Origin of the sequence: Vibrio sp. J1-1 (assembly GCF_021728395.1) — a bacterium.
Lineage (GTDB): Bacteria > Pseudomonadota > Gammaproteobacteria > Enterobacterales > Vibrionaceae > Vibrio.
On sequence record NZ_JAKKCM010000010.1, the window covers coordinates 1 to 26,195 of the forward strand.

Sequence of the window (26,195 nt, forward strand, 5' to 3'; positions counted from 1 at the left end):
AGTCAAAAAAGAAATCTAAGGAGAAAACCAAGTAGAAGCCAACGTGAAATTTTAGTCTAAAATAGACTTACTTAAGTGGATCACTTTTCAATGCAAATGGTGGATCAGATTTAAGTGCAAATTAACATATGAATTTCTTCATACGCCTTATCGGAATTTGGTGGCCCCTCGCAGACTTGAACTGCGGACCAATCGATTATGAGTCGACTGCTCTAACCACTGAGCTAAGGGGCCTGATAGGTCAACGATTATAGGGGAAGCGTTGCGAGGTGTCTAGATACCAACATGGCTAATTGCGCTTAGTTTTTATCCACTTAGCACAGTGGATAATAAAAAAGGTGACCTAGGGTCACCTTTTTTGATTTTTTAACGCAGATGAGCGCTGTACTTACTCGTCTAGGAAGCTGCGCAGAGTTTCTGAGCGGCTTGGGTGACGAAGTTTACGCAGTGCTTTTGCTTCGATCTGACGAATACGTTCACGAGTAACGTCGAACTGTTTACCTACCTCTTCTAGCGTGTGGTCGGTGTTCATATCGATACCAAAGCGCATGCGAAGTACTTTTGCTTCACGTGGCGTTAGACCTGCAAGCACGTCTTTTGTCGCGCCTTTCAAGCTTGTCGCTGTTGCAGAGTCCAATGGTAGCTCAAGCGTTGTATCTTCGATGAAATCACCTAGATGCGAATCTTCGTCGTCACCGATTGGTGTCTCCATTGAGATTGGCTCTTTCGCGATTTTCAGTACTTTACGAATCTTATCTTCTGGCATCTGCATGCGTTCTGCCAGTTCTTCTGGTAGTGGTTCACGACCCATCTCTTGTAGCATTTGACGAGAGATACGGTTTAGTTTGTTGATCGTTTCGATCATGTGAACCGGAATACGAATCGTACGAGCTTGGTCTGCGATTGAACGAGTGATTGCCTGACGGATCCACCACGTTGCGTATGTCGAGAACTTGTAACCACGACGATATTCGAACTTATCTACCGCTTTCATCAAGCCGATGTTACCTTCTTGGATTAGATCCAAGAATTGTAGACCACGGTTGGTGTATTTCTTCGCGATAGAAATTACCAGACGTAAGTTCGCCTCAACCATCTCTTTCTTCGCACGGCGAGCTTTTGCTTCACCGATAGACATACGACGGCTGATGTCTTTAACGTTTTGTACGCTCAGAGATGTCTCTTCTTCAATCATTTTTAGCTTAGTGATTGAACGACGGATCTCTTCTTCGTTACGTTTGATTTTCTCTGCGTATGGTTTGTCAGACGCTAGAACTTCATCTAACCAAGCATCGCTTGATTCGTTACCAGTGAACAGAGCGATGAACGATTTCTTCGGCATTTTGCCGTATTCAACGACTGACTTCATGATCAAACGCTCTTGAGTGCGAACGCGATCCATAGAAGTACGCAGCTCATTCACCAAGTGATCAAACTGTTTTGGTGTTAGACGGAATTCTTTGAACACGTCTAGCATCATTTCATTAGCAACGGTTGCTTTCGGGCTTTCGTAACCGTATTCATTGATTGCTAATTGTAGATTTTGGTATGTACTACGAAGCTGATTAAACTTCTCCAGAGCAAGTTCTGGATCGATACCAACATCTTCTTCAGAATCTTCTGAATCGTCTTCTTTGTCTTCGTCTTCATCATCATCAACGTCTGTGTTATCTTCATCTTCTAATTGAGATTCAGACAGCTCAGAACCGATGTGCGTTGCCGTAGGAGCAGCGGTATCGTCTGCATCTGGGTCTACAAAGCCAGAAATTAGGTCCGTAAGGCGAAGCTCTTCTGCTTGAACTTTATCAAACTGTTCAAGAATGTACGGGATCGTTCCTGGGTATTCAGCAACCGATGATTGAACTTGGTTAATACCTTCTTCAATACGTTTTGCGATGTCGATTTCGCCTTCGCGAGTCAGTAGTTCAACAGTGCCCATTTCACGCATGTACATACGTACTGGGTCTGTCGTACGACCAATCTCACTTTCTACGCTAGAAAGTGCAGCGGCTGCAGCTTCAGCTGCATCTTCATCGGTAATATTTGTGTCATCATTTAGTGCTAAATCATCAGCATCAGGAGCAGTTTCTACTACCTTAATGCCCATATCATTGATCATCTGAATGATGTCTTCTACCTGTTCTGAATCTACGATTTCAGCAGGTAGGTGGTCATTTACTTCGGCGTAGGTCAGATAGCCTTGTTCCTTGCCTTTAATAACAAGTGACTTTAGCTGTGACTGCGGATTTTGATCCATAGACGGTATCCAACTTCGTAATCTGGTGAAGGAATCAGTATGCGAAATGCAAACCACTAACTATAACAAATTAAATTGATGCTGACTAATTAAACAGGGTTACGCTTTTAAATCTAGCATAAGTGCTAGCAGCTCCCTTTTCTCTTCGGCTGATAAACCGACACTTCTTGCTTTGGCCTGCAGGTTTTCAATTTGTTTTTCAACACACTGGGCGATAATTTTGTCCAATGAGTCTAAAAAAATTTCTTCTTGGTTGTCTTCATCGAGTGGAATGTCCCAACTCGCAAGACGAGACAGAAGTGCCTCATTTTGGCTATTTCGCCAGTGCTCTAATAATTGGCCTGTGTTTATATGGGGATGCGGCTGGCATTTATCAAGCACATCTACAAATAAACTGAGGCCAGGTATGGATAAATCTCTCACTGTGGAAAGGTCCGGTACCATTTGAGCATAGCTCGGATTTTGAATAAGTAGAGCAATAACCTCACGCATTGGAGTCCGTTTGATCTCTTTGTGCGGTTGAGGTCGAGTATCGTTCACTTTTTTACGTGATTGACGCAGACGGTTGTCAAAGCCTGTGCGTTCATCAAGTAGTTTTTCGAGTAGCTCCTGAAAGTATGGATCAGGAATCTTGTCTATCAAGGCACTAGCATAAGCTCTGAGTGCTGATTTACCCTCATTATTGCCCAAGTTTATTTGGTGCAACTCGATGAGGTTATCAAACAGGTAGCTCGATAGTGGTGTTGCTTGCTCAATTTGCTGCTCGAAGGCCGCTTTGCCGTATTTGCGAACATAGCTATCTGGGTCTTCACCATCTGGTAAGAACAAAAATTTCAATGTGTTACCAGTTTTCAAGTACTGAAGAGCGTTTTCCAGTGCTCGCCAAGCGGCTTCTTTACCTGCTCGGTCTCCATCGTAGCAACACACCACCGTGTTGGTTTGGCGAAACAGCATTTGAATATGATCGCCAGTGGTTGAGGTGCCTAATGAAGCGACAGAGTAATCGACGCCATATTGCGCTAAAGCAACAACGTCCATATAACCTTCAACCACTAAAACTAGTGACGGCTCTCGGTATGCCTGCAGCACTTCGTAAAGGCCGTAAAGCTCTTTACCTTTATGGAAGATCGGCGTTTCCGGGGAGTTTAGGTACTTCGGTGTGCCGTCGCCTAGCACTCGGCCACCAAATCCAATAACTCGACCGCGGCGGTCGCGAATCGGAAACATCACACGCCCACGGAATCGGTCGTAGCGATTTCCTTTGTCGTTCTCAATCAACATGCCACCAGATACGAGCATGTCTTGAGCGTCTTTCTGCTGACCGAAGTTCTTACGAACTAAATCCCATTCGTCAGCCACGTAACCGATGCCAAACTTCTGAACGATTTCGCCAGATAAGCCACGATCTTTAAGATACTCAATAGCAACTTTGTTTGCTGGTTGCTTTAGTTGATTACGATAGAACTGAGCGATGCTACCCATTAAATCGTAAAGGTTACGTTTCTCGCTGCTGCTGGCTTGTGGACCAGATTTAAACTGACCACCGCCACTGCGCTGTTCACGTGGAACATCCAGGCCTAAATATGAGGCAAGCTCTTCGATGGCTTCCACAAAGTCCAGGCGTTCAAACTCCATGATGAAGTCAATAGCGTTACCATGAGCACCACAACCAAAACAGTGGTAAAACTGTTTTTCCTGGCTAACGCTAAAAGAGGGCGTTTTCTCGTTGTGGAATGGGCAACAAGCGCCGTAGTTTTTACCTTTTTTCTTAAGTTTCACGCGCGCGTCGACGATATCGACAATATCAAGCCGAGCTAGAAGGTCATCGATAAAATTGCGTGGGATGTGTCCAGCCATAAAACCTAACAAAAAAGAAAAATCATGATTGGTGTGAATGAATTACTGAGAAAGCGTGTGTGCGACTTTGAGTTATTTCATTCAGATACAAACAAGCCGTGCGTTCCAAAGGATAGCACGGCTTGCTGCAATTGGGTGGGGTGTTAAGCCAATTTAGCGCGAACCAAACCGCTTACTTTACCCATATCTGCACGCCCTTGAATTTGCGGTTTCAAAACGCCCATTACTTTACCCATGTCTTGCATGCCAGCTGCACCAGATTCTGCAATCGCGTTCTCGATAAGAGTCGCAACTTCATCGTCTGTCAGTGGTTGAGGCATAAAGTCCTCAAGAACCGTAATTTCTGCTTGTTCCGCATCAGCAAGATCTTGACGACCCGCTGCTTCGTACTGCGTAACAGAGTCGCGACGTTGTTTAACCATCTTAGTCAATACCGCAATAATGTCGTCGTCGTTCAGAGTAATCTGTTCGTCAACTTCACGTTGCTTAATTGCTGCTAAGGCTAAACGAATAGTACCAAGGCGCAATTTGTCCTTGGCTTTCATCGCTAATTTTTGCTCTTCTTTGAGTTGATCAATCAGAGCCATAACTAAATTCCTCTACGGAGCTCAGTTATTAGTACAGGCGAACGCGACGAGCGTTTTCGCGAGCTAGCTTCTTAGCGTGACGCTTTTGAGCTGCTGCTTTAGCGCGTTTGCGAACTGTAGTTGGTTTTTCGTAGTGCTCACGACGACGCACTTCAGAAAGGATACCTGCTTTTTCGCAAGAGCGCTTAAAACGACGTAGAGCAACGTCGAACGGTTCGTTTTCACGTACTTTAACTACTGGCATATGCCTTTCACCTCAGGGGTTATTCGTTAATGCTGGCATTCAACAGACCAAATCACAAATATTTGGTCACTTACCAGCTGATCAAAAATGGTGCGGAATTTTAATCCGATCACAACTGCTTTGTAAAGCATTTTGTCGATTATTGTCTGTACAAAATTTGTTTGCAGCACCAAGGCAAGGTAATATGACGCCCAAATTTCCTCTATATAGAAAGCATACTGAGATAACCATGCGCATTATTGGTATTGAAACCTCTTGTGACGAGACTGGCATCGCGATTTATGACGATGAAAAGGGTTTATTGTCACACAAGCTTTACAGCCAAGTAAAACTTCACGCAGATTATGGTGGTGTGGTGCCTGAGTTGGCTTCACGTGACCATGTGAAGAAAACCATTCCTCTTATTAAAGAGGCATTAAAAGAAGCCAACCTGACTTCAAAAGACATTGATGGCGTGGCGTACACCGCAGGTCCAGGTTTGGTTGGGGCATTATTGGTTGGCGCAACCATTGGTCGCAGTATCGCTTACGCTTGGGGTGTGCCTGCGGTGCCTGTTCATCATATGGAAGGCCATTTACTGGCGCCAATGCTGGAAGACAACCCACCGCCGTTTCCGTTTGTAGCGGTATTGGTGTCTGGTGGTCACTCTATGATGGTGGAAGTGAAAGGCATTGGTGAGTACCAAATTCTTGGTGAATCAATTGATGACGCAGCCGGTGAGGCCTTTGATAAGACCGCGAAGTTGATGGGGTTGGATTACCCTGGTGGTCCGCTGCTATCAAAGTTGGCTGAAAAAGGCACGCCGGGGCGCTTTAAATTCCCACGTCCAATGACAGATCGCCCGGGTCTCGACATGAGCTTCTCTGGACTGAAGACATTCACTGCGAATACTATTGCGGCCAATGGCGATGATGAACAGACTCGCGCAGATATTGCACTGGCATTTGAAGAAGCGGTCTGTGCGACGTTGGCGATCAAGTGTAAGCGCGCACTGGATCAGACTGGTATGAAGCGTATTGTTATCGCGGGTGGAGTGAGTGCCAACCGTCGTCTACGTGCAGAACTGGAAAAGCTGGCGAAGAAAGTTGGTGGTGAAGTTTACTACCCACGTACAGAGTTTTGTACCGACAATGGCGCAATGATCGCTTATGCGGGTATGCAGCGTCTGAAAAACGGTGAAGTATCGGATTTGTCTGTCGAAGCACGTCCTCGTTGGCCGATCGATCAACTAACACCGATAGCGTAAGCGTATTTATCTTGTACAGGCCTCTATTAATAGAGGCCTTTGTTTTTGATAACAAGAGCACATCAATAGCAGGTGGTTGTTTTCCGCAATAACCTCGCGACGCTTGGTTCATTGGCAACATCAGGTAGAAAAAGAATTAATGGATATCGCAATGAATAAATTTGAAATTGAAGGTCAGCAACTTGCCTATCTAGATCAAGGTAAAGGGCCAGTACTGCTGTTTGGTCACAGCTATTTGTGGGATAGCCAAATGTGGGCACCGCAGGTTGAAGTTCTGAGCCAGTTTTATCGCTGTATCGTGCCTGACTTATGGGCGCACGGGGAGTCAGATGCTGCGCCTGCATCGACTCGTTCGCTTGTCGATTATGCGCAACAAATGTTGGCGTTGATGGATCACCTGCAAGTAGAAGAGTTTTCCATTGTTGGTTTATCTGTTGGTGGCATGTGGGGAGCTGAATTAACTGCTCAAGCGCCTCAGCGTGTGAAGTCACTGGTACTGATGGATACTTTTATTGGCTGGGAGCCAGAAGTCACACACAAGAAGTACTTTGCAATGCTGGATACCATCGATCAAGTTCAATCGGTGCCAGAGCCTATTGTCGAAGCGGTTGCGCCTTTGTTCTTTGCGAATAATGTTGACCAAGCGAACCCAGAATTAATTGCGTCATTTAAGCAAAGCTTACAAGCAATGCAAGGTGAGCGTGCGGTTGAAGTGGCACGAATTGGCCGAATGGTCTTCGGTCGACGTGACGTGATTGAAGATTCAGAGAAGTTTGCATTGCCGACGTTAATTGCAGTCGGCCGTGAAGATAAGCCTCGCCCGGTGTTCGAATCTTATTTGATGAATGATTGTATTACAGGCAGTGAACTGGTTGAAATCCCAGAAGCGGGTCACATCAGCTCGCTTGAACAGCCCGAATTCGTCAATCAGATGTTGTTGAACTTTTTAAATAAAGTTTACTCTTAAAGCTGCACTAAACAGAAACTCGGCACTAGGCCGAGTTTTTTTCTGTCAGTTTCTTTTGCCCGATTTTAGGCTCTTCGCCGGACAATAAACGTCGGATGTTCTGGTGATGTTTAAATACGATCAGACAACACAGCATCGCAACAGGTAAAGTGTACTGTGGCTTGAACATCCAGGTATAAAAAGGCGTCAGCAATACCGTGACCAGAGCTGCAAGGGAAGAGTAGCGGAATATGACCGCAACGCAGAGCCAGGTCAGCATCACCAAAACCGTAAGGTCGAGCCCAATTGGCGCGATTGCCCCGAAGGCTGTGGCAACGCCTTTTCCGCCTTTGAAATGGAAGAAAATAGGGTACATATGGCCAAGGCATGCAGCGATAGCAATGACACCCAGGATGATCGGGTTAATCCCAAGGAAGTAGCCTCCCCAAACCGGAATGGTGCCCTTTAGCATGTCACACAGCAGGACTGAGAGAGCAGCACCTTTACCGCCAATGCGTAATACATTGGTCGCGCCTGGGTTATTGGAGCCAACTTTACGTGGATCTGGCAATTTTAAGAGACGACAAATCAAAACCGCACTGGAAATAGAACCCAGTAAATAGGCGGCCATCGTCATTATCAGTGCCAGTGCGTCCATAGAAGTCCTTGATGGATTGGAATTTAATGCTCAGTTCTAGCGTAGTTGTTATCATAGCGTGAATCTGCTGCTAGCAGAAACACTCTCTACGAAGGAGCTTGCATTATGTGAGTTCCTGTATATAAAGGTGTTTTGCAGTTTTTATACCTAAGCAACTTTATCCTGACCCGATTATAAGTGGCTTAGGTATAGAATATTACGATCAAATTACCCTCAATGGGTATCCGACCTCTGAAATAGAAGGACATAAGATGGCTCTGGATAAAGTGTTTATTGAACAATTAGAAGTGATCACCACGATTGGCGTGTACGATTGGGAACAGCAAATTAAACAAAAGCTGGTACTTGATATCGAAATGGCGCACGACAATAAGCCAGCAGGCAAAAGTGATGATGTTCAAGATGCATTAGATTACTCGCAAGTGAGTGAAGCGGTATTAAACCACATAGAGAACGGCCGTTTTTTACTGGTAGAACGTGTGGCGGAAGAAATCGCAGAGTTGATCATGCAACGTTTCTCGGTGCCTTGGATTAAAATTCGCTTGGCAAAACCAGGCGCGGTTCCACAAGCTCGCTCTGTTGGCGTGGTAATCGAGCGAGGTCAGGCATGATCACCGCTTATATCGGTGTCGGTACGAATATAGACAGAAAGCAGCATGCGAAAGTTGCTTACAACGAGCTGCAACAGCTTGGAGAAGATCTTCTTGTATCCCCGATATATGAATGTGAGCCAATTGGTTTCAGCAGCCAGAATTTCTACAACTTTGTGATTGCTCTGCGTACAACTTTATCATTAGAAGAGTTGAGTCGTTGCCTCCGTGAGATTGAATTTAAGTGGGGGCGAGAAGAAAATGCGCAAAAGTATCAGGATCGAACACTGGATCTGGATATAGTGTTGTTTGGTGAGATCATCTCCAAGCAAAAGCCCGAACTGCCTCGCAGTGATATCTACAAATATCCTTTTGTCACAAAGCCTTTGTATGATCTCAAACCACATTTGGTTATTCCTGGTGATGGACGCACGGTCGCGGATGTTTGGTACGCGATGCAACCAGTTGATTCTCTCAAGCCAGTTTCTTTTTCACTTTAAATTTGAGTTGTTTACATGAGTTATTTGGAAGCCTTTATTTTGGCTCTGATTCAGGGTCTGACGGAGTTTTTGCCGATTTCCAGCTCCGCACACTTGATCCTGCCTTCCGCTATTCTTGGTTGGGAAGACCAAGGTCTTGCATTTGATGTCGCTGTCCACGTCGGAACCTTGATGGCTGTAATGATCTATTTCCGTTATGAAGTGATCACGTTATTTCGGGCGTTGTTTGCCTCTATCTTTAAGGGGGACCGTGGTAAAGAAGCGAAACTGGTGTGGATGATAGTGCTGGCCACGATTCCAGCCTGTGTGTTTGGTTTACTGATGAAAGATATCATCGAAGTTTACTTACGCAGTGCATATGTGATCGCAACGACGACGATAGTGTTTGGTTTATTGTTGTGGTGGGCGGATAAAAACGCCGAACAAGTGGCAAACGAATACCAGACTGGTTGGAAGAAAGCGCTATTTATTGGTATCGCTCAAGCACTAGCGATGATTCCGGGGACCTCTCGCTCTGGTGCCACTATTACCGCAGCGCTGTACCTTGGTTTTACTCGTGAGGCTGCCGCACGTTTCTCATTCCTGATGTCGATTCCAATCATCGCGCTTGCTGGTAGCTACCTCGGTATGAAGTTGGTTACCAGTGGCGAACCAGTGCACATTGGGTTTTTACTGACGGGTATCGTGACATCTTTTGTGAGTGCGTACATTTGTATCCACTTCTTCCTAAAGATGATTTCACGTATGGGGATGACACCATTCGTCATTTACCGTCTCATTCTGGGTGTGGGCCTATTTGCTTTCTTACTTAGTGCCTAATCCTTATTTAATAAAACGCCCGTTCCATGTTGAGCGGGCGTTTTTGTTTGGTCGCTATTTATTAAGCGCGATTCTTACCGCTTCAATCCGTCTCTTTTCTTGTTCATCTCGAATCGCTGGCCCTTTAAATCCGTCCTGAATGATAGCCTGAACATCCACCGCCGCTGCGGCTTCATATGCTCGGGTAAAAATCTCAGCTTGAGGATAAGGCTGATCTTCTAATCCTTTTCGGCCCGCATGATCAGCCTGACAACAAATTAAGATGTCTTCTAAGCGCTCAGCCTTACGCCAAACGTCGAACTTGTTGAGTATTTTGATGATGGTTTGCGGCTTTAACTCGGCGGCTCGATGGATATTAGAGTGCTGTTCACAGACCATCAAAGCCAAATCACGAAACTCATTGGGAACACGGACACGTTCACACAGTTTCTTTATCAGTTTGAGGCCAGTATGGCAGTGCATTTTATGGCTTGGCCATTCACTCTTTGGCGTCACCCCTTTACCGAGATCATGCACTTGTGCCGCAAAACGTACCGGTAGGGAAGCGCTGAGTTTCGCCGATTGTTCTGTAACCATTAAGGTGTGAATTCCGGTATCAATTTCAGGGTGCCATTTCTCAGGTTGAGGCACGCCAAACAGTGCATCTATTTCTGGCAGGACAACCGCCAGTGCACCGCAATCGCGTAGCACAGAGAGAAAGACGTCGGGACGAGGCGAAGACAAAGACTTATGCCATTCCTGCCACACCCGTTCTGGTGTCAGTGTATCGAGTTCCCCGGATGCAGACATATCACGCATCAACTGCATGGTTTCGTCTGCTACCTTAAACCCCAATGGTGCGAGTTTGGCAGCGAAGCGCGCGACACGCAAAACTCGAAGAGGATCTTCGATAAACGCATCAGAGACGTGGCGTAAGAGGCGGTTGTTGAGATCGTCCTGACCGCCATAGGGATCGTACAGCTTGCCTTGGTCATCCATTGCCATGGCGTTGATGGTTAGGTCCCGACGAATCAAATCTTCTTCCAAGGTGACGCTTTGATCGAAGAAGCACTCAAAACCGGTGTAACCCGAGCCTGATTTTCTCTCTGTTCGTGCTAGCGCATGTTCTTCTTTGGTTTGAGGATGAAGAAAAACGGGGAAGTCCTTGCCAACGGCCGTATACCCCAGCTCAAGCATCATTTCAGGGGTGGCACCAACCACCACCCAATCATTGTCATAGTGATCAATTCCAAGCAATTGATCCCGGACTGCACCACCTACTAAGTAAACTTGCACGAACAACCTCTTAATTTACTGATATGTCGTTGGACATTGTAGCAAGCAATGGTACTTTTCTTTACTCCCAATAGAAGATGCATCTATGTTTAGTAGGTATCTGATTCAAAGTGGGCGGGTTTTTAGCTGGAGATCCTATGTATAAGGACTTTTTTGGGTTTGTAGAGCAACCTTTTTCGATTGTTCCAAACTCTCGTTATTTGTATCTGAGCCAACGTCATAAAGAAGCGATCACGCACCTCAAAGCTGGATTGGGTGATGGGGGCGGGTTTGCCATGTTGACAGGCGAGGTAGGGACGGGGAAAACCACCGTTGCGAAAGCCATGTTGGCCAACTTGGACGAGACCACCAAAGCGGGTTTGATCCTTAATCCAACTTTTTCTACTCGAGATCTTCTGGAGGCGATTTGTGATGAATTTAAAATTGTCTATCCGCAAGATGCGACGTTAAAACAGTTAAACCAAGTCATTCATCAATACCTGTTGCATAACCATAATGCTGGCTGGCAAACCTTGTTGGTTATTGATGAAGCGCAGCACCTAGTCGCCGATGTGTTAGAGCAGCTTCGCTTGCTGACTAATTTAGAAACAGAAACCCGAAAGCTGCTTAAAGTCCTTTTGGTTGGTCAGCCCGAGTTACAACGATTATTACAAACCACCCAGCTACGCCAGCTTGCTCAGCGAATTACCGGACGTTACCACCTCTTGCCTTTGGATGAAAAAGAAACCGAGGATTATATTGCGTTTCGACTCCATACTGCTGGGGGCAATCAACAGCTATTTAATCGTAGTTCGACCAAACTGATAGCCAAGTACAGTCATGGTATTCCTAGGTTGATTAACCTCATTTGCGATAAAGCTCTTAACATGAGTTATCACCAAGGCAGTGCTGTTGTGGACAAACAGACCGTTTTACGCGCCTGTGAAGAGGTCATGCAATTTCAGGCCGATATTTATCAGCAAGATAACAAGCCAGGACAAATGGTAGCTCGTCGCCAGTTTAGCTGGCCTGCTTGGGGAACCGCAGCCATTGGAGTCGCTGCCGCGCTTGGTGTCGGTTGGGCGGTCATTAATCATATGCCGATGAAGCCGATTTCCCAGTTTGTCGAAGAGACCGTTGCCATCAGTGCTCCTGAGCCAGTTGAGCCAGTCGTCGTGCACGATCAGCTAAGTAATGAGCAACGTGAGTTATTGCTTTCACAAAAACAATCGAACCTTGCTGTGAACGACCTGTATAAATTGTGGGGCTATCGAGCTTCGGTGCGCGATAACCTCTGCTTATCAGAGGCACAATCGACCATGGTTTGTGAAAGGAAAATGGCGACATGGCCACTGTTGATGAAGCAAAATAGACCCGTAATCTTGGAGCTGAATTATCAAGGCGATATCGGCTATGTGATTCTCTATGCGGTAGGGAACGATAAAGTCGAAGTACTTAACGGTAAGCAGCGTTTACGCCTTCCTCTCTCCTGGTTAAAACCGATGTGGCAGGGAAATATCATCGAGCTGTGGCAATCACCGCTTAAAGAAACGTTGCGGTTAGATATGGAAGGGCCTGCTATTGAAGTTTTAGACCAGCTACTGGCTGAGGCGGTCAGCGAATTGCCTTTAGGCACCTCCATTTTTGATTCGGAAATGAAAGAACGCGTCGAACTGTTCCAACGCTGGCAAGGTATTGGTGTTGACGGCATAGCGGGTCAGCGAACGCTAGAGCGATTACAACAGAATGTGCAGCCTAACGCGCCAACTCTGGCAAGCATAGATAAGGAGGATGTGTAATGTCTTTAGCCAAGCATGCAAGCCTACTGCTTTTGCCTATTGGTGTGTCTGCCCTTGGCACAGCCTGGTATCTGGAAAAGCTGACTCCCAAAACTCAAGCAGCAACGCCAGTGGCTGTTGCGGAGGTTGTACAGCCGTTTGAGGTATTAGACTACCCGGAAATCAACCAATTGGCGCAACTGCCAAGAGAATGGCCAAGTGCAGAGATATCCGGTGAGATAGGGACCTATTTACAACCTGAAGAGTATGCGAGCAGTAGTCGAGGTGCAGATTCGCCAGTGGCTCAAAATCAAACTAGCGATGATGATTTAGACTTCTCGTTAGATGATATTGATTTATCTTCACTGTCGCCGGATTTGGCAATGAAGGTGGAGAGCGCACTATCCAAGAGTGGAGGTGCAACGTCACAGCGCTCAGATCCAGTCAACGATTTGGAGGGAAATGCTCAGCAGTGGCAGGGTCGTCTTCCAGCACTCAACTTACAAACACACATGTACGCCAGTGATGACCAACGACGTTGGGTGAAAATTAATAATGTCGAATATCACCAAGGGGATGTGGTGGATGGTCAGGTCACACTGAAAGAGATCCAGCCTCAATCGGTGATCGTTGAGTTTCAGGGAGAGCAGATCCGAATTCCGGCACTTTATGAGTGGAAAGGTTAACCTAGTTCAAATAAGCAAAAGGCCACAACAATGTGGCCTTTTTAGTATTCAATGTTAAGTGAGCGATTATGCCCAGCCAGCTGGAGAACGCTTCTTGCGTGGCACTAGGTGAGGCAATACCAAACCAAACAGCAGACCCAAGCCAGCAACGCCACCACCGTAGGTAAAGTACTTCAGCAGCATGTCATCTTTTTGCGTATCAAGCTTAGCGCGCAGCTCACGGTTTTCCGTTTCAACGGATGTCAGTTGATCGCTGATCTCAGAGTATTTGTTCTCAAGATCTGAAATTTGTTGATTCCGCGTTTCTAGTGAGGTCACAAGGCCCGCTTTCTCTGTGTCTGAAGTCTGACGTGCATTAGCCAGTTGTTCTTTCACTTCAGCAAGCTCTTTTTCAATACGAGGTAAGCGAATCGCCATGCTTTCTTTGTTGGTAACAAATTTGCTTTGCACCCAGCCAGTACGGCCTCGGGAGTCACGAACTTGTGTATAGCCGGTCTCTTTATTCGCGCTTATTAGTTGCACTTGAGAGCCTGCGTCGACACTACCAATAATTCGGTAAGTGTTGTTTGGACCTGAGTGCATAAAAGTGAATAGGTCATCAGAAATATAACGGTTTGCAGCTAGGGCCGTTGGCGCTGCTAGCAAAGTAAACAAAACCGTGATGATTAGTTTTTTCACAGTAAATCCCTTAACGATTTTTCTTGGATACAGCGTTGGCACCGAATTATTGGAGCCGGAATTAGACGAATAGTATGCAGTTTCAAACTTTGGTGCAACAAAGAAGGGAGGCAAAGCCTCCCTTTCTGTGCGTTTGAGTCAATAATGACAAAGCGCTTACATTCTATTGACGGGTGTCTTAATTAAGCAAACATTGCTTGGATGCCGTAGAAGAATACTACTGCCAATAGCGCGCCAGCTGGTAGCGTCACAATCCACGATGCAACGATGTTACGAACGACGCCTAGGTTTAGTGCTGCAATACCGCGAGCAAAACCTACGCCTAGAACCGCACCAACCAGCGTTTGAGTGGTTGAAATTGGTAGGCCTGTACCAGATGCTAGAACAACCGTACATGCCGTCGCTAACTGTGCTGCAAAACCACGGCTTGGTGTTAGCTCAGTAATACCTGTACCAACAGTTGCCATTACTTTATGGCCCAAAGTCGCAAGACCCACAACAATACCGATACCACCTAATGGAAGAATCCACCATGCGATTGTGCTTTTAGATGTGATTTCACCCATGTGCTCAACCGTTGAGACTACCGCTGAAAGAGGGCCAATCGCGTTTGCTACGTCGTTTGAACCGTGTGCAAATGCCATTGCACAAGCAGTGATTACCATTAGCACACTGAAGATGCCTTCAACACCAGAGAAGCTGTGGTCATCTTCACGGTTGGCAAATTTCTTCTGAATGTAGAAGTAACCGCCAGCCATCACAATCGCTGATACAGCAGCTGCCCACACCCAAGCTTCACCATTGGTCAGGTGAAGACCAACGTGCTTAAGACCTTTTTTGATGGTGACCAGTGCAATCACCATTGTGGTGATAAACATGTAAACAGGCACAAAACGTTTTGCATTAAATAGCGGATTTTCGGTATCAAAAATCAGTCGTTGTGCGCTGACAAAAATCACGTATGCAAAAAAGCCGGAGATAACTGGTGTAATGATCCAACTACCAACAATGCCCTGAACACTTGCCCAGTCCACCGCTTCTGTACCCACAGATACACACGCAAAACCGATGATAGCACCGATGATTGAGTGAGTGGTTGATACTGGCCAGCCCATGTAAGACGCTAGCAGTAGCCATGTACCAGCTGCAAGTAGCGCTGACATCATACCGTAGACAAGAACGTCAGGTTGGTGAGCAAATAGAGATGTTTCGATAACACCTTTACGGATAGTGTCGGTTACTTCACCGCCTGCAAGATAAGCACCTGCAAATTCAAAGATCATCGCAATGATGATGGCTTGTTTTACGGTTAGCGCTTTTGAACCTACCGATGTACCCATCGCATTAGCAACGTCGTTCGCGCCAATACCAATCGCCATCATCAAACCAAAAATCGCTGCAACAATAATCAGGACAGTGCCGTAGTTCGCAAGGATATCCATCGTAATACCTAGTTGTTTTATAACAAGCGGAACAAAATTTTACGCGCACCAAATCGAAAGACGATGAAAACAGTCATAGTCCTTATGATGCGTGTGTATTATGCTCTTCGTTATGTCGTTAACTTATGTTTTAAGATCGAGATAGCATGACTTCCAAACGAGCACCTACGCGCTGCGCTTGGTCGGCAATACCACCTACCCATTCAAGAATCTTATACAAGAACATGACATCGATAGGGTTCATGTCAGATTCAATCGCCATCAATTGTTGGCGAAGTTCAATCTGCATAGCATCGGTATCATCTTCGATGACGTCTAACTGATGAATCATTTCAGCAACGAGTGTTACTTCACGGCCTTTAAAACCAGTTTCTAATAGTTCATCAAGTTCATTAATTACCTTTTGCGCCTGATTAGCCGCGTCAAGACAACGTTGAACGTAAGCGAGGAAATTTGGCTGGAGAGCCTCAGGAATGACAAGTTGACGACCATATACACGGCCAGCAATGTCTTTCGCCAAGTTGGCAAGTTTGTCTTGTTGAGTCAGAAGCTCAAGCATGTCAGTACGGTCTACTGGCATAAACAAACCGCGAGGCAGTTTTAGACGGATTTCACGTTTCAGAACATCCGCTTCTTTCTCAAGGTGAGAAATTTGAGCACGGATCTCTGCTGCTTTTTCCCAGTCTCCCTTTGAAGAAACTTCAAAGAACTTCACCAGGTGTGAACAACATTCGTTGACACACACAACGTGGCGTTGCAAAGGCTTAATAGGGGACTTTGCAAATAACCCCATAATTGTATTTACTGGCATGGTCATTCAACCTAATAACTATAACCTAAAAAAAACATACACCATTTCTTTAGTCTTGGCGAAATGTTGAGCGATGGCTATAAAGGCGCGCATGTTAACGCATTAAATGGCTCTTTAAAACTGTTTTAGATCATCATTCGAGTGATATTTCTTTCTTGCCGTGTAAGAAAATACGCAATATCCTGTTTCTATCTGCTTTGAAAGGTATAGCTATGGAAACCGAAATAGAACTGAAGTTTTTTGTTTCTCCTGAATTTTCAGAAACTTTAAAGGAAAAAATTTCTGAGACAAAAGTACTTCAGCATAGTTGTCGTGACTTGGGTAACACCTACTTTGATACTGCTGATAAATGGTTAAGAAAGCATGACATTGGTTTAAGAATTCGCCGTTTTGATGATGTCTATGTTCAAACAGTGAAAACCGCAGGACGCGTCGTAGCTGGTTTACACCAAAGACCAGAATACAATGCCGAGCACACAAGTGATGAGCCTGATCTCACACTTCACCCTTCTGATATCTGGCCTTCAGGCAAAGATGTCGAGACCTTACAATCCGAACTCACCCCATTATTTTCGACCAACTTCACTCGTGAGCAGTGGTTAATTGGTATGCCTGATGGCAGTCAGGTTGAAGTCGCCTTCGACCAGGGCATGGTCATCGCCAAAAGTGAAGATGGGGAAGACAGAGAAGAGCCGATTTGCGAAGTCGAACTTGAACTCAAATCAGGTCAAACCGACGCTCTATTTACATTGGCGCGTAGCTTTTGCGAGCAAGGTGGCATGCGTCTAGGGAACTTAAGCAAAGCGGCCAAAGGTTATCGTTTGGCAACCGGGTACACAGGTGATGAAGTAAAACCGCTGGCTTTAGTCGACAGCAGCAGCACAGACACCGTGGAATATTGTCTGATTAACTCTTTGGAGCACGCGTTATCCCACTGGCATTACCATGAGCAAATATATTCGGAACGTGATTGTGTCGAAGCACTTCGTGAAATCAGTAATGCGCTGCGTTTTATCCGTCAGACCTTAACCATATTTGGTGGTGTTGTCCCTCGTCGAGCCAGTGCCATTCTTCGCCAAGAACTAAAATGGCTGGAAGAAGAACTTGGCTGGTTAGATGAACATGCACATCTTGAAGAGTTGCTTGATGACAAAGGTAACGTGCTGCGCAAGCTTGATGCTCGTAAGTTCTTGGTTTCGGAGCTAACCCAGCAGCTACAAGAACTCCCAAGCCGTGAAGAAGTGTTAGAGCTATTAAGTTCAGCGCGCTACACTGGCTTATTGCTTGATCTGAGTCGTTGGATTCTTGCGCGTGGCTGGCAGCCATTTTTGGATGAAAAAGCTCGAGAAAAAATGGCGAGTAACATCATGCCATTTTCTGTGACGCAACTGGATCGTACCTGGGCGGAGTTGATGGAAGCTTTCCCGGCAGAGCGTGATTTGTCTGCGCAGGACTATGTTGACCAGCGCTACCGTTTGCTGCGTAACCTCTACACCGGAATCGGGTTTGCGAGCCTATACAACAGTGACGAACGTAATAGCTTCCGTCTCCCATGGGCCGATCTGGTTCATGGTATCGATGACCTGTTGATGCTGAATCATTTGCTGCCGCTGGTGGATATGTTGCAAGCCGATGAAAAAGAGCAGTTAGAACGATGGCTGCATCGTCAAGAGCGCTCTATCTTACATGCTATGGATCAAACCCGCGCAATCAGTGTTGAGGCTCAGCCTTACTGGCGAGAATAATGCACATTATTTATTGAGCGTTGAAGACAAAATAGGGCCACGAGGCCCTATTTTTCATTATGCTGCTGTTGTTCTTGTTGTCGCAGCTCAAGCTCATCAATCCGGTTAAGTAGCGTTTCCTGCTGCTCTAGGAGCTTGTTCAACATGTGTTCAACATGCTTGGTACGATGATCCTCCTGCTTGGTTGGCGCAGTCACAATTGATGTGATTAAACCTGAGATCATACCGAAGATCCCCACACCACAGACAATGATCACCACGGCCAGAAACTTACCGCCACTGGTCACCGGGTAATGATCGCCATATCCTACTGTAGAGATCGTGACAAATACCCACCATAGCGCGTCAGCCCCTGTGCGAATGTTGGCAGCAGGATCTTTGGCTTCAACGAACAGCATCGTACTGGAGCCCAGAGTAATTAAAATCACCATCAACAACAGGATGGAGGCAACGGTTGTCTCTCGACGGTTCTCTTTGAGTTGGTGGAGAATGAATCTTGAAGAACGCAGTACCAGGATCATACGCAAAATATGAAAGACCCGAGCAAAGCGTAATGGCTCAATCATCGGGATGCTGGCGACAAAATCTATCCAATGAAGTTTAAGGTAATTCCACCGATTTGTGGCGCGGATCAAATCAATAGTGAGTTGTAAGAGAAAAATACTACAGATTATGAAATCGAGACCGATAAGTACTTGACGGGTTTCGCGATCGATCGAAAAAAATAACAGACCAGAGGTCACAAATAATGCCAAAAAGGACAGCACTAAGGATAAAAGCCCCATCGGACGAGTGCTGTCTTTGATATCGTTGTTTTTCATACAAATCTCGAAATAATTCGCGTAACAGAATGACAAAACTATATAGGACTCGGTGGAGAACTGACAATGGAAAAACTGGCATTTAAGCCGTGGGAAAGAGTCGTATCCGACATTCGACTGATACCCAAAATGGTCATATTGATGGTCTTCAGTACTATTTTGATTGTGGCAAAGCAACTTTGGGATGCCAACACGTTTTACGATTCATTGTTGGCTGCGACACAGAATACGGATGTTGCTCAGCAGCATTATGAGGCGTACCTCACTCAGGTTGTATGGCAGACAGCGTTGCTCATCATTGTCTTTGTTGTTTTATTGTTCGCAGCAGCACGTGTCATGTTACGTCAAACTCAATACCTGAATGATGCGATAAAACTGATGGCGAGCAAAAATTTATCGGTGCCATTTGGTATGGATTGTAAAGATGAATACGGAGACGTGGCACGCGAGCTGGAAAAAACACGTCGCCAATTACATGACGTGATCCAAATGCAAATAAACGCCTCGGATGAGCTAGCGACTCTGACCGAAGTCATGACAATAAGCATGTCAGAAACCAAAGAGTCGGCTCAAGAAGAATTTAATGAAATAGACCAGCTTGCCACAGCCATGAGTGAGATGTCTTCTACTGTTCAAACGGTGGCTGAACATGCGCAGCAGGCATCGATTCTTACCGAACAGGCATCGTCTCAAGCGGTTTCGGGTCAACAATTCTTACAGAGCACCGTCGCTAAGATGAGTGAACTGTCTACGGACATTGCCTCTTCTGCTCAGGCTGTTAATCAGGTGGAAGAACGTGTGGAAGCGATTGGCAGTGTGGTAGGAACCATTCAGGGGATATCTGAACAGACCAACCTATTGGCACTTAACGCTGCGATTGAAGCGGCGCGAGCGGGCGAAGCGGGACGCGGTTTTGCGGTTGTCGCAGATGAAGTTCGCAACCTTGCACAGCGCACGCAACAGGCGACGATTGAGATTCAGGAAATGATAACTCACCTGCAAACCAGTGCAGAATCAGCCGTTGAGCTGATGGAGAAAAGCGTTGTTGAGGCCGCTGAAGGCAATGAACTGGTCTCAAATGCGGGTTCTGAGCTGGACGGGATTGTTACCCAAGTCACGCAAATCAATGATATGAACTTCCAAATCGCCACAGCTTCTGGTCAACAAAGCAGTGTAGCAGAGGAAATGAGCCAAAACTTAACCAACGTAAGAGAGCTAGTTGAGGCATCAGTAATTGTGGTGACAGAGCTGCTGGAAACCTCAGAAACAATGCAAAGCAACGCTGGAGAGTTGGACAAGAAAATTAAGTCATTCAGTGTTTAAGGCTTACAGCTTTTGATTAAACGCCCACAAACCTTTTGTGGGCGTTTTTATTTGCGTCAACTCTGGTATAACTAAATGATCTAGATAAACCTTATTCATCGTGCTTTTCACAAGGAAGAAAAATGCAGCTGCCCCCGTCTTTGATTTCTGTCGCTGAATCCGCCGTTCAAAATGCTCAGCAAGCAGGCTACTTTCAATTGTGGCCAAGTGAAATCGCAGAGCAATTTTATTATGTGTCTGGTCTGAGCCAGTTCATTACCGAAACCATTCATCGAGATGAAAAGCTCGCTCAGGAATTGCCTGAGATGGTGGCGGAGCCTAGTCGCCAGGCGTCCTACCGAGAAAGGCTGGCAGCACTATTGGCAGATTGTCAGGATGAGGTGTCAGGCCATCGTGTATTACGTCAGTTCCGTAATCGCGAGATGGTTTATATTGCATGGAAGGATTTTCTTCATGCCTGGACACTGGAAGAGTCACTGAGTCACCTCTCTCAATTGGCAGAAGCGCTGATCTTCGAAACTTACCAATGGCAATATCAGGCTTGTTGTAAAGAGTGGGGGACACCAACCAATGCTGAAGGTGAAGCTCAACCGATGTTAGTCATTGGAATGGGCAAGCTTGGTGGTGGCGAGCTGAACTTCTCTTCCGATATTGATCTTATTTTTACTTATCCAGAAAACGGTGAAACTCAGGGTGCTCGCCGCAGCATTGCCAATGCGCAGTTCTTTACTCGTCTGGGCCAGCGAATTATTAAAGCATTAGACCAGCAAACCTTTGATGGTTTCTGCTACCGCGTTGACATGCGTTTACGCCCATTTGGTGAAAGTGGTCCACTGGTGATGAGCTATGCGGCACTGGAAGACTATTATCAGGAACAAGGCAGGGACTGGGAACGCTATGCGATGGTTAAAGCTCGTGTGATGGGGTGTGAAATGTACCCACAGTATCAAGAGCTGCGTCAGATGTTGCGTCCATTTGTGTTCCGACGTTACATCGACTTCAGTGCGATTCAGTCGTTAAGACGTATGAAGTCGATGATAAGTAGCGAAGTACGTCGTCGTGGGTTGAACAACAACATCAAGCTTGGTGCGGGGGGCATTCGTGAAATTGAGTTTATCGCTCAGGTATTCCAGCTGATCCGAGGTGGACGGGAGCCCTCTTTACGTAATCGAGGTTTGCTGGAAACTCTGCAAGGTATTGAAGAGCTTGCCTTGTTAACACCACAAGACGTACAGAGTCTGGAAGATGCTTACAAGTATTTGCGCCAATTAGAGAACTTGCTGCAAGCAATGGCGGATAAGCAGACACAAACACTACCAGATTGCGACATTGAGCGCATGAAACTGGCGACAGCGATGCTATGTGGCTCTTGGGAACAGTTGATCACTCTGACTCAACAGCACATGGGTAATGTTCATCAGGTATTCGATTCTTTGATTGGCGATGACGAAGAAGACGAAGCCTGTAATGTTGCACGCCATTTCCATGAGTTGTGGGATATGGCAAAAAAGCAAGATGTGATTGAGCATATCCTGCAACAAGATATTCAGATGGAAGATTTTGTCTCCTGTGCGAAAATCATTATCGATTTTAAGCAAGATATCGCCAAGAAAACATTGGGTCCACGCGGTCGAGAAGTGCTCAACAGACTGATGCCTAAAGTATTCGATGCGGTATTCGCGCACCCAGACGCGCAATTTGGTTTACCTAGAGTGTTGCACTTGTTGCACAAAATCTGTACCCGAACCACTTACTTAGAGTTATTGGATGAACATCCAGCCGCTCTGGTGCAACTCGTGAGGCTGTGTACGGCAAGTCCGATGATTTCTGAGCAGTTATCGCGTTACCCAATCCTACTTGATGAGCTGATTGATCCGCAGCAACTGTACAATCCTATTCCTTTAGACAATTACCGAACCGAGCTGCGTGATTTTCTGGCGCGAATTCCAGAAGATGACATGGAACAGCAGATGGAGGCGCTGCGTCAATTCAAACAAATTTGTATTCTGCGTATTGCAGCGGCGGACATTGCTGGCGCTCTGCCAGTCATGAAAGTGAGTGATCACTTAACTTATCTGGCTGAATCTATAGTAGAAGCGGTTGTCAGTCAGGCTTGGTTACAGGTGTCAGAAAAGTACGGTGAGCCTACCCATGTTAAAGATCGTGAAGGCAGAGGCTTTGCGGTTATTGGCTACGGCAAAGTTGGTGGCTGGGAGCTGGGTTACAACTCTGATTTGGACATCGTATTTATGCACGACTGTCCGGTCAACGTGTACACTGATGGGAAGAAAGAAATCGATGGTCGCCAGTTCTATCTTCGTTTAGCACAGCGCATTATCCATATTTTCTCAACCCGCACCGCATCAGGGATTCTGTACGAAGTGGACACTCGCTTACGTCCGTCTGGAGCCTCGGGTTTACTGGTGAGTCCAACTGACGCATTTGACGAATATCAGCATCAGGAAGCCTGGACATGGGAACACCAAGCTTTGGTTCGCGCCCGAATGATCTATGGCGATGAACCCCTGGTTATCGCTTTCCATAACACTCGACATGATGTGCTGTGTAAATCGCGCGACCAAGCGACGCTAAAAAAAGAGGTCGTCGAAATGCGCGAAAAAATGCGCGATCACCTTGGTGGAAAGAAAGCTGGGCGCTTTATGCTTAAACAAGATGTTGGGGGGATTACGGACATTGAGTTCCTTGCTCAGTATCTGGTGCTCAACTACAGCCATACAAAACCTAAACTCACGCGTTGGTGTGATAACGTACGAATTTTTGAAACGCTTATTGCACAACAGGTGATGGACGAAGACCAAGCGATGCAGCTGATAAACGCCTATACCTCAATGCGTAATGAGATACACCATCGAAACTTACTCAATCTAGACGCCGATGTGGCTGAGAGCAAATTTGTTGCGGAAAGAGAGTGGGTGAAACAGGCATGGAATCAGTGGTTCAGTTAAGGCGAGTTATTTAGCCACGACAAGCGCTGTGGTAAACTCTGCCCGATTAAATTTTTGGAGACCAATAATGAAACCAATTCTACCTGATTACAACAACGCTGGTGTGCTTATCATCGGTGATGTCATGCTAGATCGTTACTGGTATGGCCCAACTGGACGTATCTCACCTGAGGCACCAGTCCCTGTTGTAAAAGTAGAAAACAATGAAGAGCGTCCGGGTGGCGCTGCAAACGTTGCGATGAACATCGCGTCATTGGGTGGTCATGCTCACATTGTTGGTCTGACAGGAATGGATGAACCCGCGAAAGTTCTGACTGAAACATTAAGCTCGCTCAAAGTGAAATGTGACTTTGTGCCGTTGCCAGAGTATCCAACGATCACCAAGTTACGTGTAATGAGCCGTGGTCAGCAGTTGATCCGCTTGGACTTCGAAGACAAGTTCGAAAATACCGACGCAGAACCTGTGCTCACGCGTATGGACGCTGCTCTGCCAAATGTTAAAGCCGTGATCATGTCAGATTACGCCAAAGGCTCTCTTGAGCATGTACAGGCATACATTCAGAAAGCGCGTGCAGCCAACGTTCCTGTCTTTATCGATCCAAAAGGTGCCGACTTTGAACGCTACCGTGGTGCGACACTTCTGACGCCAAATATGAAAGAATTTGAAGATGTTGTCGGCAAAGTGAAATCTGATCAGGAGCTGGTGGAAAAAGCACTGGCGCTTGTGGAAGAGTTTGACTTTGAAGCACTGCTGGTTACCCGCAGTGAACATGGAATGACGTTAATTCGCCGTGGTGAGGAACCGTTCCACCTGCCAACACAAGCAAAAGAAGTGTATGACGTAACGGGTGCAGGCGACACCGTTATTTCTGTCTTGGCGGCTTCAGTTGCAGCAGGTAAATCATTTGAAGAAGCGTGTGCTCTAGCGAATGCGGCTGCTGGCGTTGTGGTTGGTAAACTAGGGACATCGACCTTGTCTGAAATTGAATTGGCTGAAGCGGTGCATGGTAGTAAAGATACTGACTTTGGTGTGATTTCAGAAAAAGCTTTGATCGAAGCGGTGAAAAAAGCACGTGCTAAAGGCGAGAAGGTTGTGATGACGAATGGCTGTTTTGATATTCTTCACGCAGGTCATGTGTCTTACCTTAACCATGCTGCTGAACTGGGCGATCGCCTTATTGTCGCTGTGAATACTGACGAGTCAGTTAAGCGTCTTAAAGGTCCTGGTCGTCCGGTTAACCCGACTGATCGTCGCATGGCCGTATTGGCTGGCTTAGGAGCGGTAGACTGGGTCGTGCCATTTAGTGAAGATACGCCGCAGCGCTTAATTTCAGAAGTGCTGCCAAGCTTGTTGGTGAAAGGTGGAGACTACAAACCAGAAGAGATTGCGGGTGGCAAAGAAGTGATTGCTGCAGGCGGTGAAGTCCGCGTACTGAACTTTGAAGATGGCTGTTCAACCAGTGAAATCATCAATGCGATTAAAGGTGGCAAAGGATAAGTCCTCTATCATCTCAATTAAATCGCAATGGAAAGGCTGCCGTGGGTGGCCTTTTTTGCACCAACCTGAGATGCCTATTCTTCCGTTTGTTTCTCGCAGGTAATAAAAAACGCCAGTTGTTTACTCTCAACTGGCGTTTTGCTTGTCTTGTTAACTGATTAGTTTACGGCTTTCAGACCAGCATCGATATTTAAGATATCTTGCTCACTCAGTGTGCCTACCGCCTGGCGCAGTTGCAGACCACTGATAATGTAGTCGTATCGAGCATTAGATAGGTTACGGTTTGCATCGTATAAACGGCGAGTCGCGTCCAGTACGTCAACAATCGTACGAGTACCTACATCAAAACCTGCTTCAGTCGCTTCTAAAGCTGATTTCGCTGATACCACCGACTGCTCGTAAGCTTTCAATGCACCGATCGATGCGTTGATGTTGTTGTTTTGAGCGCGAACATCTTTCACTACGCTGCGGTACTGAGCTTCAAGATCTTCACTTGCAGCAACATAAGCGTACTCAGCTTGTTTAGTTTGCGACGTGACGTTACCACCTGTGTATAAAGGCAGCGCTAGGTTAACGCCGATATTGAAGTTATCAGTGGTGTAATCGCGATCACTGTGAGAAGTATCGCCGTAGTTGTAACCACCATCTAACGACAGGGTTGGCAGGTGACCTGAACTTGCCAGAGAAATGTTGTCACGAGCGATATCCTGTGAAATACGAGAAGACAGCAAGCTTAGGTTTTTCTCTTTTGCGACTTCAATTAATTCTTCAGCAGGGCTATCCGAGCGGCTTGCAGAGAAACGAGCGGTATCTAGCACATCCAGGTTTTTGTGTTCTTGACCTGTGATTTCGCGCAATGATTCGTAGCTGTTGATCAGGTCGTTTTCTGCTAATACTTCATCAGCAAGCACAGCGTCGTATTGAGCTTGCGCATCATGCACGTCAGTGATTGCAGAAAGACCTACTTCAAAACGCTGCTTAGTTTGCTCAAGCTGACGGCCAACAGCGGCTTTTTCTGCACGAACAAACACAAGGTTATCTTTAGCTCGCAGTACTTCAAAGTAAGCTTGTGAAACACGTAGGATCAAGCTTTGTTGCGTAGCGGCATAAGTCGCGTCGGCCTGACGAGCTGTTTTTTCAGCGGTATCTAGAGAGATCCAAGATGCACGGTTGTAAAGCTCTTGAGAGAAGTTGATGCCAGCAGTCAGGTCATTACTATCGTTCGACGTTTTAGGGCCTGAATCCAGGTCGGTATCCCCACGAGTGAGGTTGTAACCCGCAGTTAAATTGATTTGTGGTAGAAGAGCACTACGGCTTGAAGTGATTGCTTCGAAAGCTTGGTCACGCTGCGCTGCTACGCTAAGCAATTGTGGGTCATTCTGTTTTGCTAAGTCATAGATGTCAGCTAATGAGTCTGCATAAGCCGATGCACTTATGCTACCTAGCGCTGCACTGATAAATAGTGGAAGCAATTTTTTCATTTTCTATT

22 protein-coding genes and 1 tRNA gene are annotated in these 26,195 nt (G+C 46.2%); 11 read left to right on the forward strand and 12 right to left on the reverse strand.

Features of this window, described 5'->3' with window-relative positions:
* Nucleotides 1-158: 158 nt before the first annotated feature.
* From L3V31_RS15875 to rpsU, 5 genes are all read right to left on the reverse strand, one after another.
* Nucleotides 159-234 (reverse strand) — tRNA-Ile (locus L3V31_RS15875).
* A gap of 154 nt (nt 235-388) precedes the next feature.
* Entirely contained in the window at nt 389-2,257 is a 1,869-nt protein-coding gene (rpoD, locus tag L3V31_RS15880; protein ID WP_237317286.1) for an RNA polymerase sigma factor RpoD, read from the reverse strand.
* 99 nt (nt 2,258-2,356) lie between these two features.
* Nucleotides 2,357-4,114 (reverse strand): DNA primase, encoded by a 1,758-nt coding sequence (dnaG, locus tag L3V31_RS15885; RefSeq protein ID WP_237317288.1) that lies wholly within the window; start codon nt 4,112-4,114, stop codon nt 2,357-2,359.
* A gap of 143 nt (nt 4,115-4,257) precedes the next feature.
* The gene (locus L3V31_RS15890; protein ID WP_176290838.1) at nt 4,258-4,701 is read right to left on the reverse strand and encodes a GatB/YqeY domain-containing protein; all 444 of its coding nucleotides are present in this window, start codon (nt 4,699-4,701) and stop codon (nt 4,258-4,260) included.
* A 28-nt stretch (nt 4,702-4,729) separates the two neighbouring features.
* Nucleotides 4,730-4,945 carry a 30S ribosomal protein S21 gene (gene rpsU, locus L3V31_RS15895; protein WP_001145625.1) on the reverse strand — a complete coding sequence of 72 codons (216 nt, stop codon included), beginning with the start codon at nt 4,943-4,945 and terminating at the stop codon, nt 4,730-4,732.
* 229 nt (nt 4,946-5,174) lie between these two features.
* On the opposite strand from rpsU, the gene tsaD reads away from it, so the two are divergent.
* On the forward strand, nt 5,175-6,191 hold the full coding sequence (gene tsaD, locus L3V31_RS15900; RefSeq protein WP_237317289.1) for a tRNA (adenosine(37)-N6)-threonylcarbamoyltransferase complex transferase subunit TsaD: 1,017 nt from the start codon (nt 5,175-5,177) through the stop codon (nt 6,189-6,191).
* Between the two features lie 151 nt (nt 6,192-6,342).
* Nucleotides 6,343-7,158, forward strand: coding sequence for an alpha/beta fold hydrolase (locus L3V31_RS15905; protein WP_237317291.1), 816 nt, complete (start codon nt 6,343-6,345; stop codon nt 7,156-7,158).
* A gap of 25 nt (nt 7,159-7,183) precedes the next feature.
* Here L3V31_RS15905 and plsY read toward each other — a convergent pair whose 3' ends face one another.
* Nucleotides 7,184-7,795: a glycerol-3-phosphate 1-O-acyltransferase PlsY gene (plsY, locus tag L3V31_RS15910; RefSeq protein WP_237317293.1), complete on the reverse strand. Its 612-nt coding sequence runs from the start codon at nt 7,793-7,795 to the stop codon at nt 7,184-7,186.
* A 251-nt stretch (nt 7,796-8,046) separates the two neighbouring features.
* On the opposite strand from plsY, the gene folB reads away from it, so the two are divergent.
* From folB to L3V31_RS15925, 3 genes are read left to right on the forward strand one after another with little or no spacing between them, the layout of a single operon-like run.
* Nucleotides 8,047-8,406, forward strand: coding sequence for a bifunctional dihydroneopterin aldolase/7,8-dihydroneopterin epimerase (folB, locus tag L3V31_RS15915; RefSeq protein WP_237317295.1), 360 nt, complete (start codon nt 8,047-8,049; stop codon nt 8,404-8,406).
* Nucleotides 8,403-8,885, forward strand: coding sequence for a 2-amino-4-hydroxy-6-hydroxymethyldihydropteridine diphosphokinase (gene folK, locus L3V31_RS15920; protein ID WP_237317297.1), 483 nt, complete (start codon nt 8,403-8,405; stop codon nt 8,883-8,885). Before folB ends, folK begins: the two co-directional genes overlap by 4 nt.
* A gap of 15 nt (nt 8,886-8,900) precedes the next feature.
* Nucleotides 8,901-9,704 (forward strand): undecaprenyl-diphosphate phosphatase, encoded by an 804-nt coding sequence (locus L3V31_RS15925; protein ID WP_237317299.1) that lies wholly within the window; start codon nt 8,901-8,903, stop codon nt 9,702-9,704.
* 54 nt (nt 9,705-9,758) lie between these two features.
* Here L3V31_RS15925 and L3V31_RS15930 read toward each other — a convergent pair whose 3' ends face one another.
* Nucleotides 9,759-10,979 (reverse strand): multifunctional CCA addition/repair protein, encoded by a 1,221-nt coding sequence (locus tag L3V31_RS15930; protein WP_237317301.1) that lies wholly within the window; start codon nt 10,977-10,979, stop codon nt 9,759-9,761.
* 137 nt (nt 10,980-11,116) lie between these two features.
* On the opposite strand from L3V31_RS15930, the gene L3V31_RS15935 reads away from it, so the two are divergent.
* Entirely contained in the window at nt 11,117-12,757 is a 1,641-nt protein-coding gene (locus tag L3V31_RS15935; protein ID WP_237317303.1) for an ExeA family protein, read from the forward strand.
* Nucleotides 12,757-13,422 (forward strand): general secretion pathway protein GspB, encoded by a 666-nt coding sequence (locus L3V31_RS15940; RefSeq protein ID WP_237317305.1) that lies wholly within the window; start codon nt 12,757-12,759, stop codon nt 13,420-13,422. Before L3V31_RS15935 ends, L3V31_RS15940 begins: the two co-directional genes overlap by 1 nt.
* A 66-nt stretch (nt 13,423-13,488) precedes the next feature.
* Here the strand turns inward: L3V31_RS15940 and L3V31_RS15945 are convergent, their stop codons facing one another.
* The 3 genes from L3V31_RS15945 to L3V31_RS15955 form a co-directional block, all read right to left on the reverse strand.
* Complete coding sequence (locus tag L3V31_RS15945; protein WP_237317307.1) at nt 13,489-14,100, reverse strand: TIGR04211 family SH3 domain-containing protein; 612 nt, start codon at nt 14,098-14,100, stop codon at nt 13,489-13,491.
* Nucleotides 14,101-14,282: 182 nt separating this feature from the next.
* A complete protein-coding gene (locus L3V31_RS15950) occupies nt 14,283-15,542 on the reverse strand; it encodes an inorganic phosphate transporter (RefSeq protein ID WP_237317309.1) in 1,260 nt (419 codons plus the stop codon).
* 130 nt (nt 15,543-15,672) lie between these two features.
* Nucleotides 15,673-16,353: a TIGR00153 family protein gene (locus L3V31_RS15955; protein WP_014230765.1), complete on the reverse strand. Its 681-nt coding sequence runs from the start codon at nt 16,351-16,353 to the stop codon at nt 15,673-15,675.
* Nucleotides 16,354-16,565: 212 nt separating this feature from the next.
* On the opposite strand from L3V31_RS15955, the gene L3V31_RS15960 reads away from it, so the two are divergent.
* A complete protein-coding gene (locus tag L3V31_RS15960; RefSeq protein ID WP_237317311.1) occupies nt 16,566-18,098 on the forward strand; it encodes an inorganic triphosphatase in 1,533 nt (510 codons plus the stop codon).
* Nucleotides 18,099-18,145: 47 nt separating this feature from the next.
* On the opposite strand, the gene L3V31_RS15965 is transcribed toward L3V31_RS15960, so the two are convergent.
* Nucleotides 18,146-18,919, reverse strand: coding sequence for an ion transporter (locus tag L3V31_RS15965; protein WP_237317312.1), 774 nt, complete (start codon nt 18,917-18,919; stop codon nt 18,146-18,148).
* Nucleotides 18,920-18,985: 66 nt separating this feature from the next.
* Here L3V31_RS15965 and L3V31_RS15970 point away from each other — a divergent pair, with 66 nt between their 5' ends.
* From L3V31_RS15970 to hldE, 3 genes are all read left to right on the forward strand, one after another.
* On the forward strand, nt 18,986-20,242 hold the full coding sequence (locus L3V31_RS15970) for a methyl-accepting chemotaxis protein (protein WP_237317314.1): 1,257 nt from the start codon (nt 18,986-18,988) through the stop codon (nt 20,240-20,242).
* Nucleotides 20,243-20,364: 122 nt separating this feature from the next.
* On the forward strand, nt 20,365-23,208 hold the full coding sequence (glnE, locus tag L3V31_RS15975) for a bifunctional [glutamate--ammonia ligase]-adenylyl-L-tyrosine phosphorylase/[glutamate--ammonia-ligase] adenylyltransferase (protein WP_237317316.1): 2,844 nt from the start codon (nt 20,365-20,367) through the stop codon (nt 23,206-23,208).
* A 67-nt stretch (nt 23,209-23,275) separates the two neighbouring features.
* Complete coding sequence (gene hldE, locus L3V31_RS15980; RefSeq protein WP_237317318.1) at nt 23,276-24,706, forward strand: bifunctional D-glycero-beta-D-manno-heptose-7-phosphate kinase/D-glycero-beta-D-manno-heptose 1-phosphate adenylyltransferase HldE; 1,431 nt, start codon at nt 23,276-23,278, stop codon at nt 24,704-24,706.
* A 158-nt stretch (nt 24,707-24,864) separates the two neighbouring features.
* On the opposite strand, the gene tolC is transcribed toward hldE, so the two are convergent.
* A complete protein-coding gene (gene tolC / locus L3V31_RS15985) occupies nt 24,865-26,187 on the reverse strand; it encodes an outer membrane channel protein TolC (protein WP_237317320.1) in 1,323 nt (440 codons plus the stop codon).
* Nucleotides 26,188-26,195 lie beyond the last annotated feature (8 nt).

Coding starts and splice junctions, on each gene's coding strand:
- rpoD (WP_237317286.1), bottom strand. CDS start 2,257: ATGGATCAAAATCCGCAGTCACAGCTAAAGTCACTTGTTATTAAAGGC.
- dnaG (WP_237317288.1), bottom strand. CDS start 4,114: ATGGCTGGACACATCCCACGCAATTTTATCGATGACCTTCTAGCTCGG.
- L3V31_RS15890 (WP_176290838.1), bottom strand. CDS start 4,701: ATGGCTCTGATTGATCAACTCAAAGAAGAGCAAAAATTAGCGATGAAA.
- rpsU (WP_001145625.1), bottom strand. CDS start 4,945: ATGCCAGTAGTTAAAGTACGTGAAAACGAACCGTTCGACGTTGCTCTA.
- tsaD (WP_237317289.1), top strand. CDS start 5,175: ATGCGCATTATTGGTATTGAAACCTCTTGTGACGAGACTGGCATCGCG.
- L3V31_RS15905 (WP_237317291.1), top strand. CDS start 6,343: ATGAATAAATTTGAAATTGAAGGTCAGCAACTTGCCTATCTAGATCAA.
- plsY (WP_237317293.1), bottom strand. CDS start 7,795: ATGGACGCACTGGCACTGATAATGACGATGGCCGCCTATTTACTGGGT.
- folB (WP_237317295.1), top strand. CDS start 8,047: ATGGCTCTGGATAAAGTGTTTATTGAACAATTAGAAGTGATCACCACG.
- folK (WP_237317297.1), top strand. CDS start 8,403: ATGATCACCGCTTATATCGGTGTCGGTACGAATATAGACAGAAAGCAG.
- L3V31_RS15925 (WP_237317299.1), top strand. CDS start 8,901: ATGAGTTATTTGGAAGCCTTTATTTTGGCTCTGATTCAGGGTCTGACG.
- L3V31_RS15935 (WP_237317303.1), top strand. CDS start 11,117: ATGTATAAGGACTTTTTTGGGTTTGTAGAGCAACCTTTTTCGATTGTT.
- L3V31_RS15940 (WP_237317305.1), top strand. CDS start 12,757: ATGTCTTTAGCCAAGCATGCAAGCCTACTGCTTTTGCCTATTGGTGTG.
- L3V31_RS15950 (WP_237317309.1), bottom strand. CDS start 15,542: ATGGATATCCTTGCGAACTACGGCACTGTCCTGATTATTGTTGCAGCG.
- L3V31_RS15955 (WP_014230765.1), bottom strand. CDS start 16,353: ATGCCAGTAAATACAATTATGGGGTTATTTGCAAAGTCCCCTATTAAG.
- L3V31_RS15960 (WP_237317311.1), top strand. CDS start 16,566: ATGGAAACCGAAATAGAACTGAAGTTTTTTGTTTCTCCTGAATTTTCA.
- L3V31_RS15965 (WP_237317312.1), bottom strand. CDS start 18,919: ATGAAAAACAACGATATCAAAGACAGCACTCGTCCGATGGGGCTTTTA.
- L3V31_RS15970 (WP_237317314.1), top strand. CDS start 18,986: ATGGAAAAACTGGCATTTAAGCCGTGGGAAAGAGTCGTATCCGACATT.
- glnE (WP_237317316.1), top strand. CDS start 20,365: ATGCAGCTGCCCCCGTCTTTGATTTCTGTCGCTGAATCCGCCGTTCAA.
- hldE (WP_237317318.1), top strand. CDS start 23,276: ATGAAACCAATTCTACCTGATTACAACAACGCTGGTGTGCTTATCATC.
- tolC (WP_237317320.1), bottom strand. CDS start 26,187: ATGAAAAAATTGCTTCCACTATTTATCAGTGCAGCGCTAGGTAGCATA.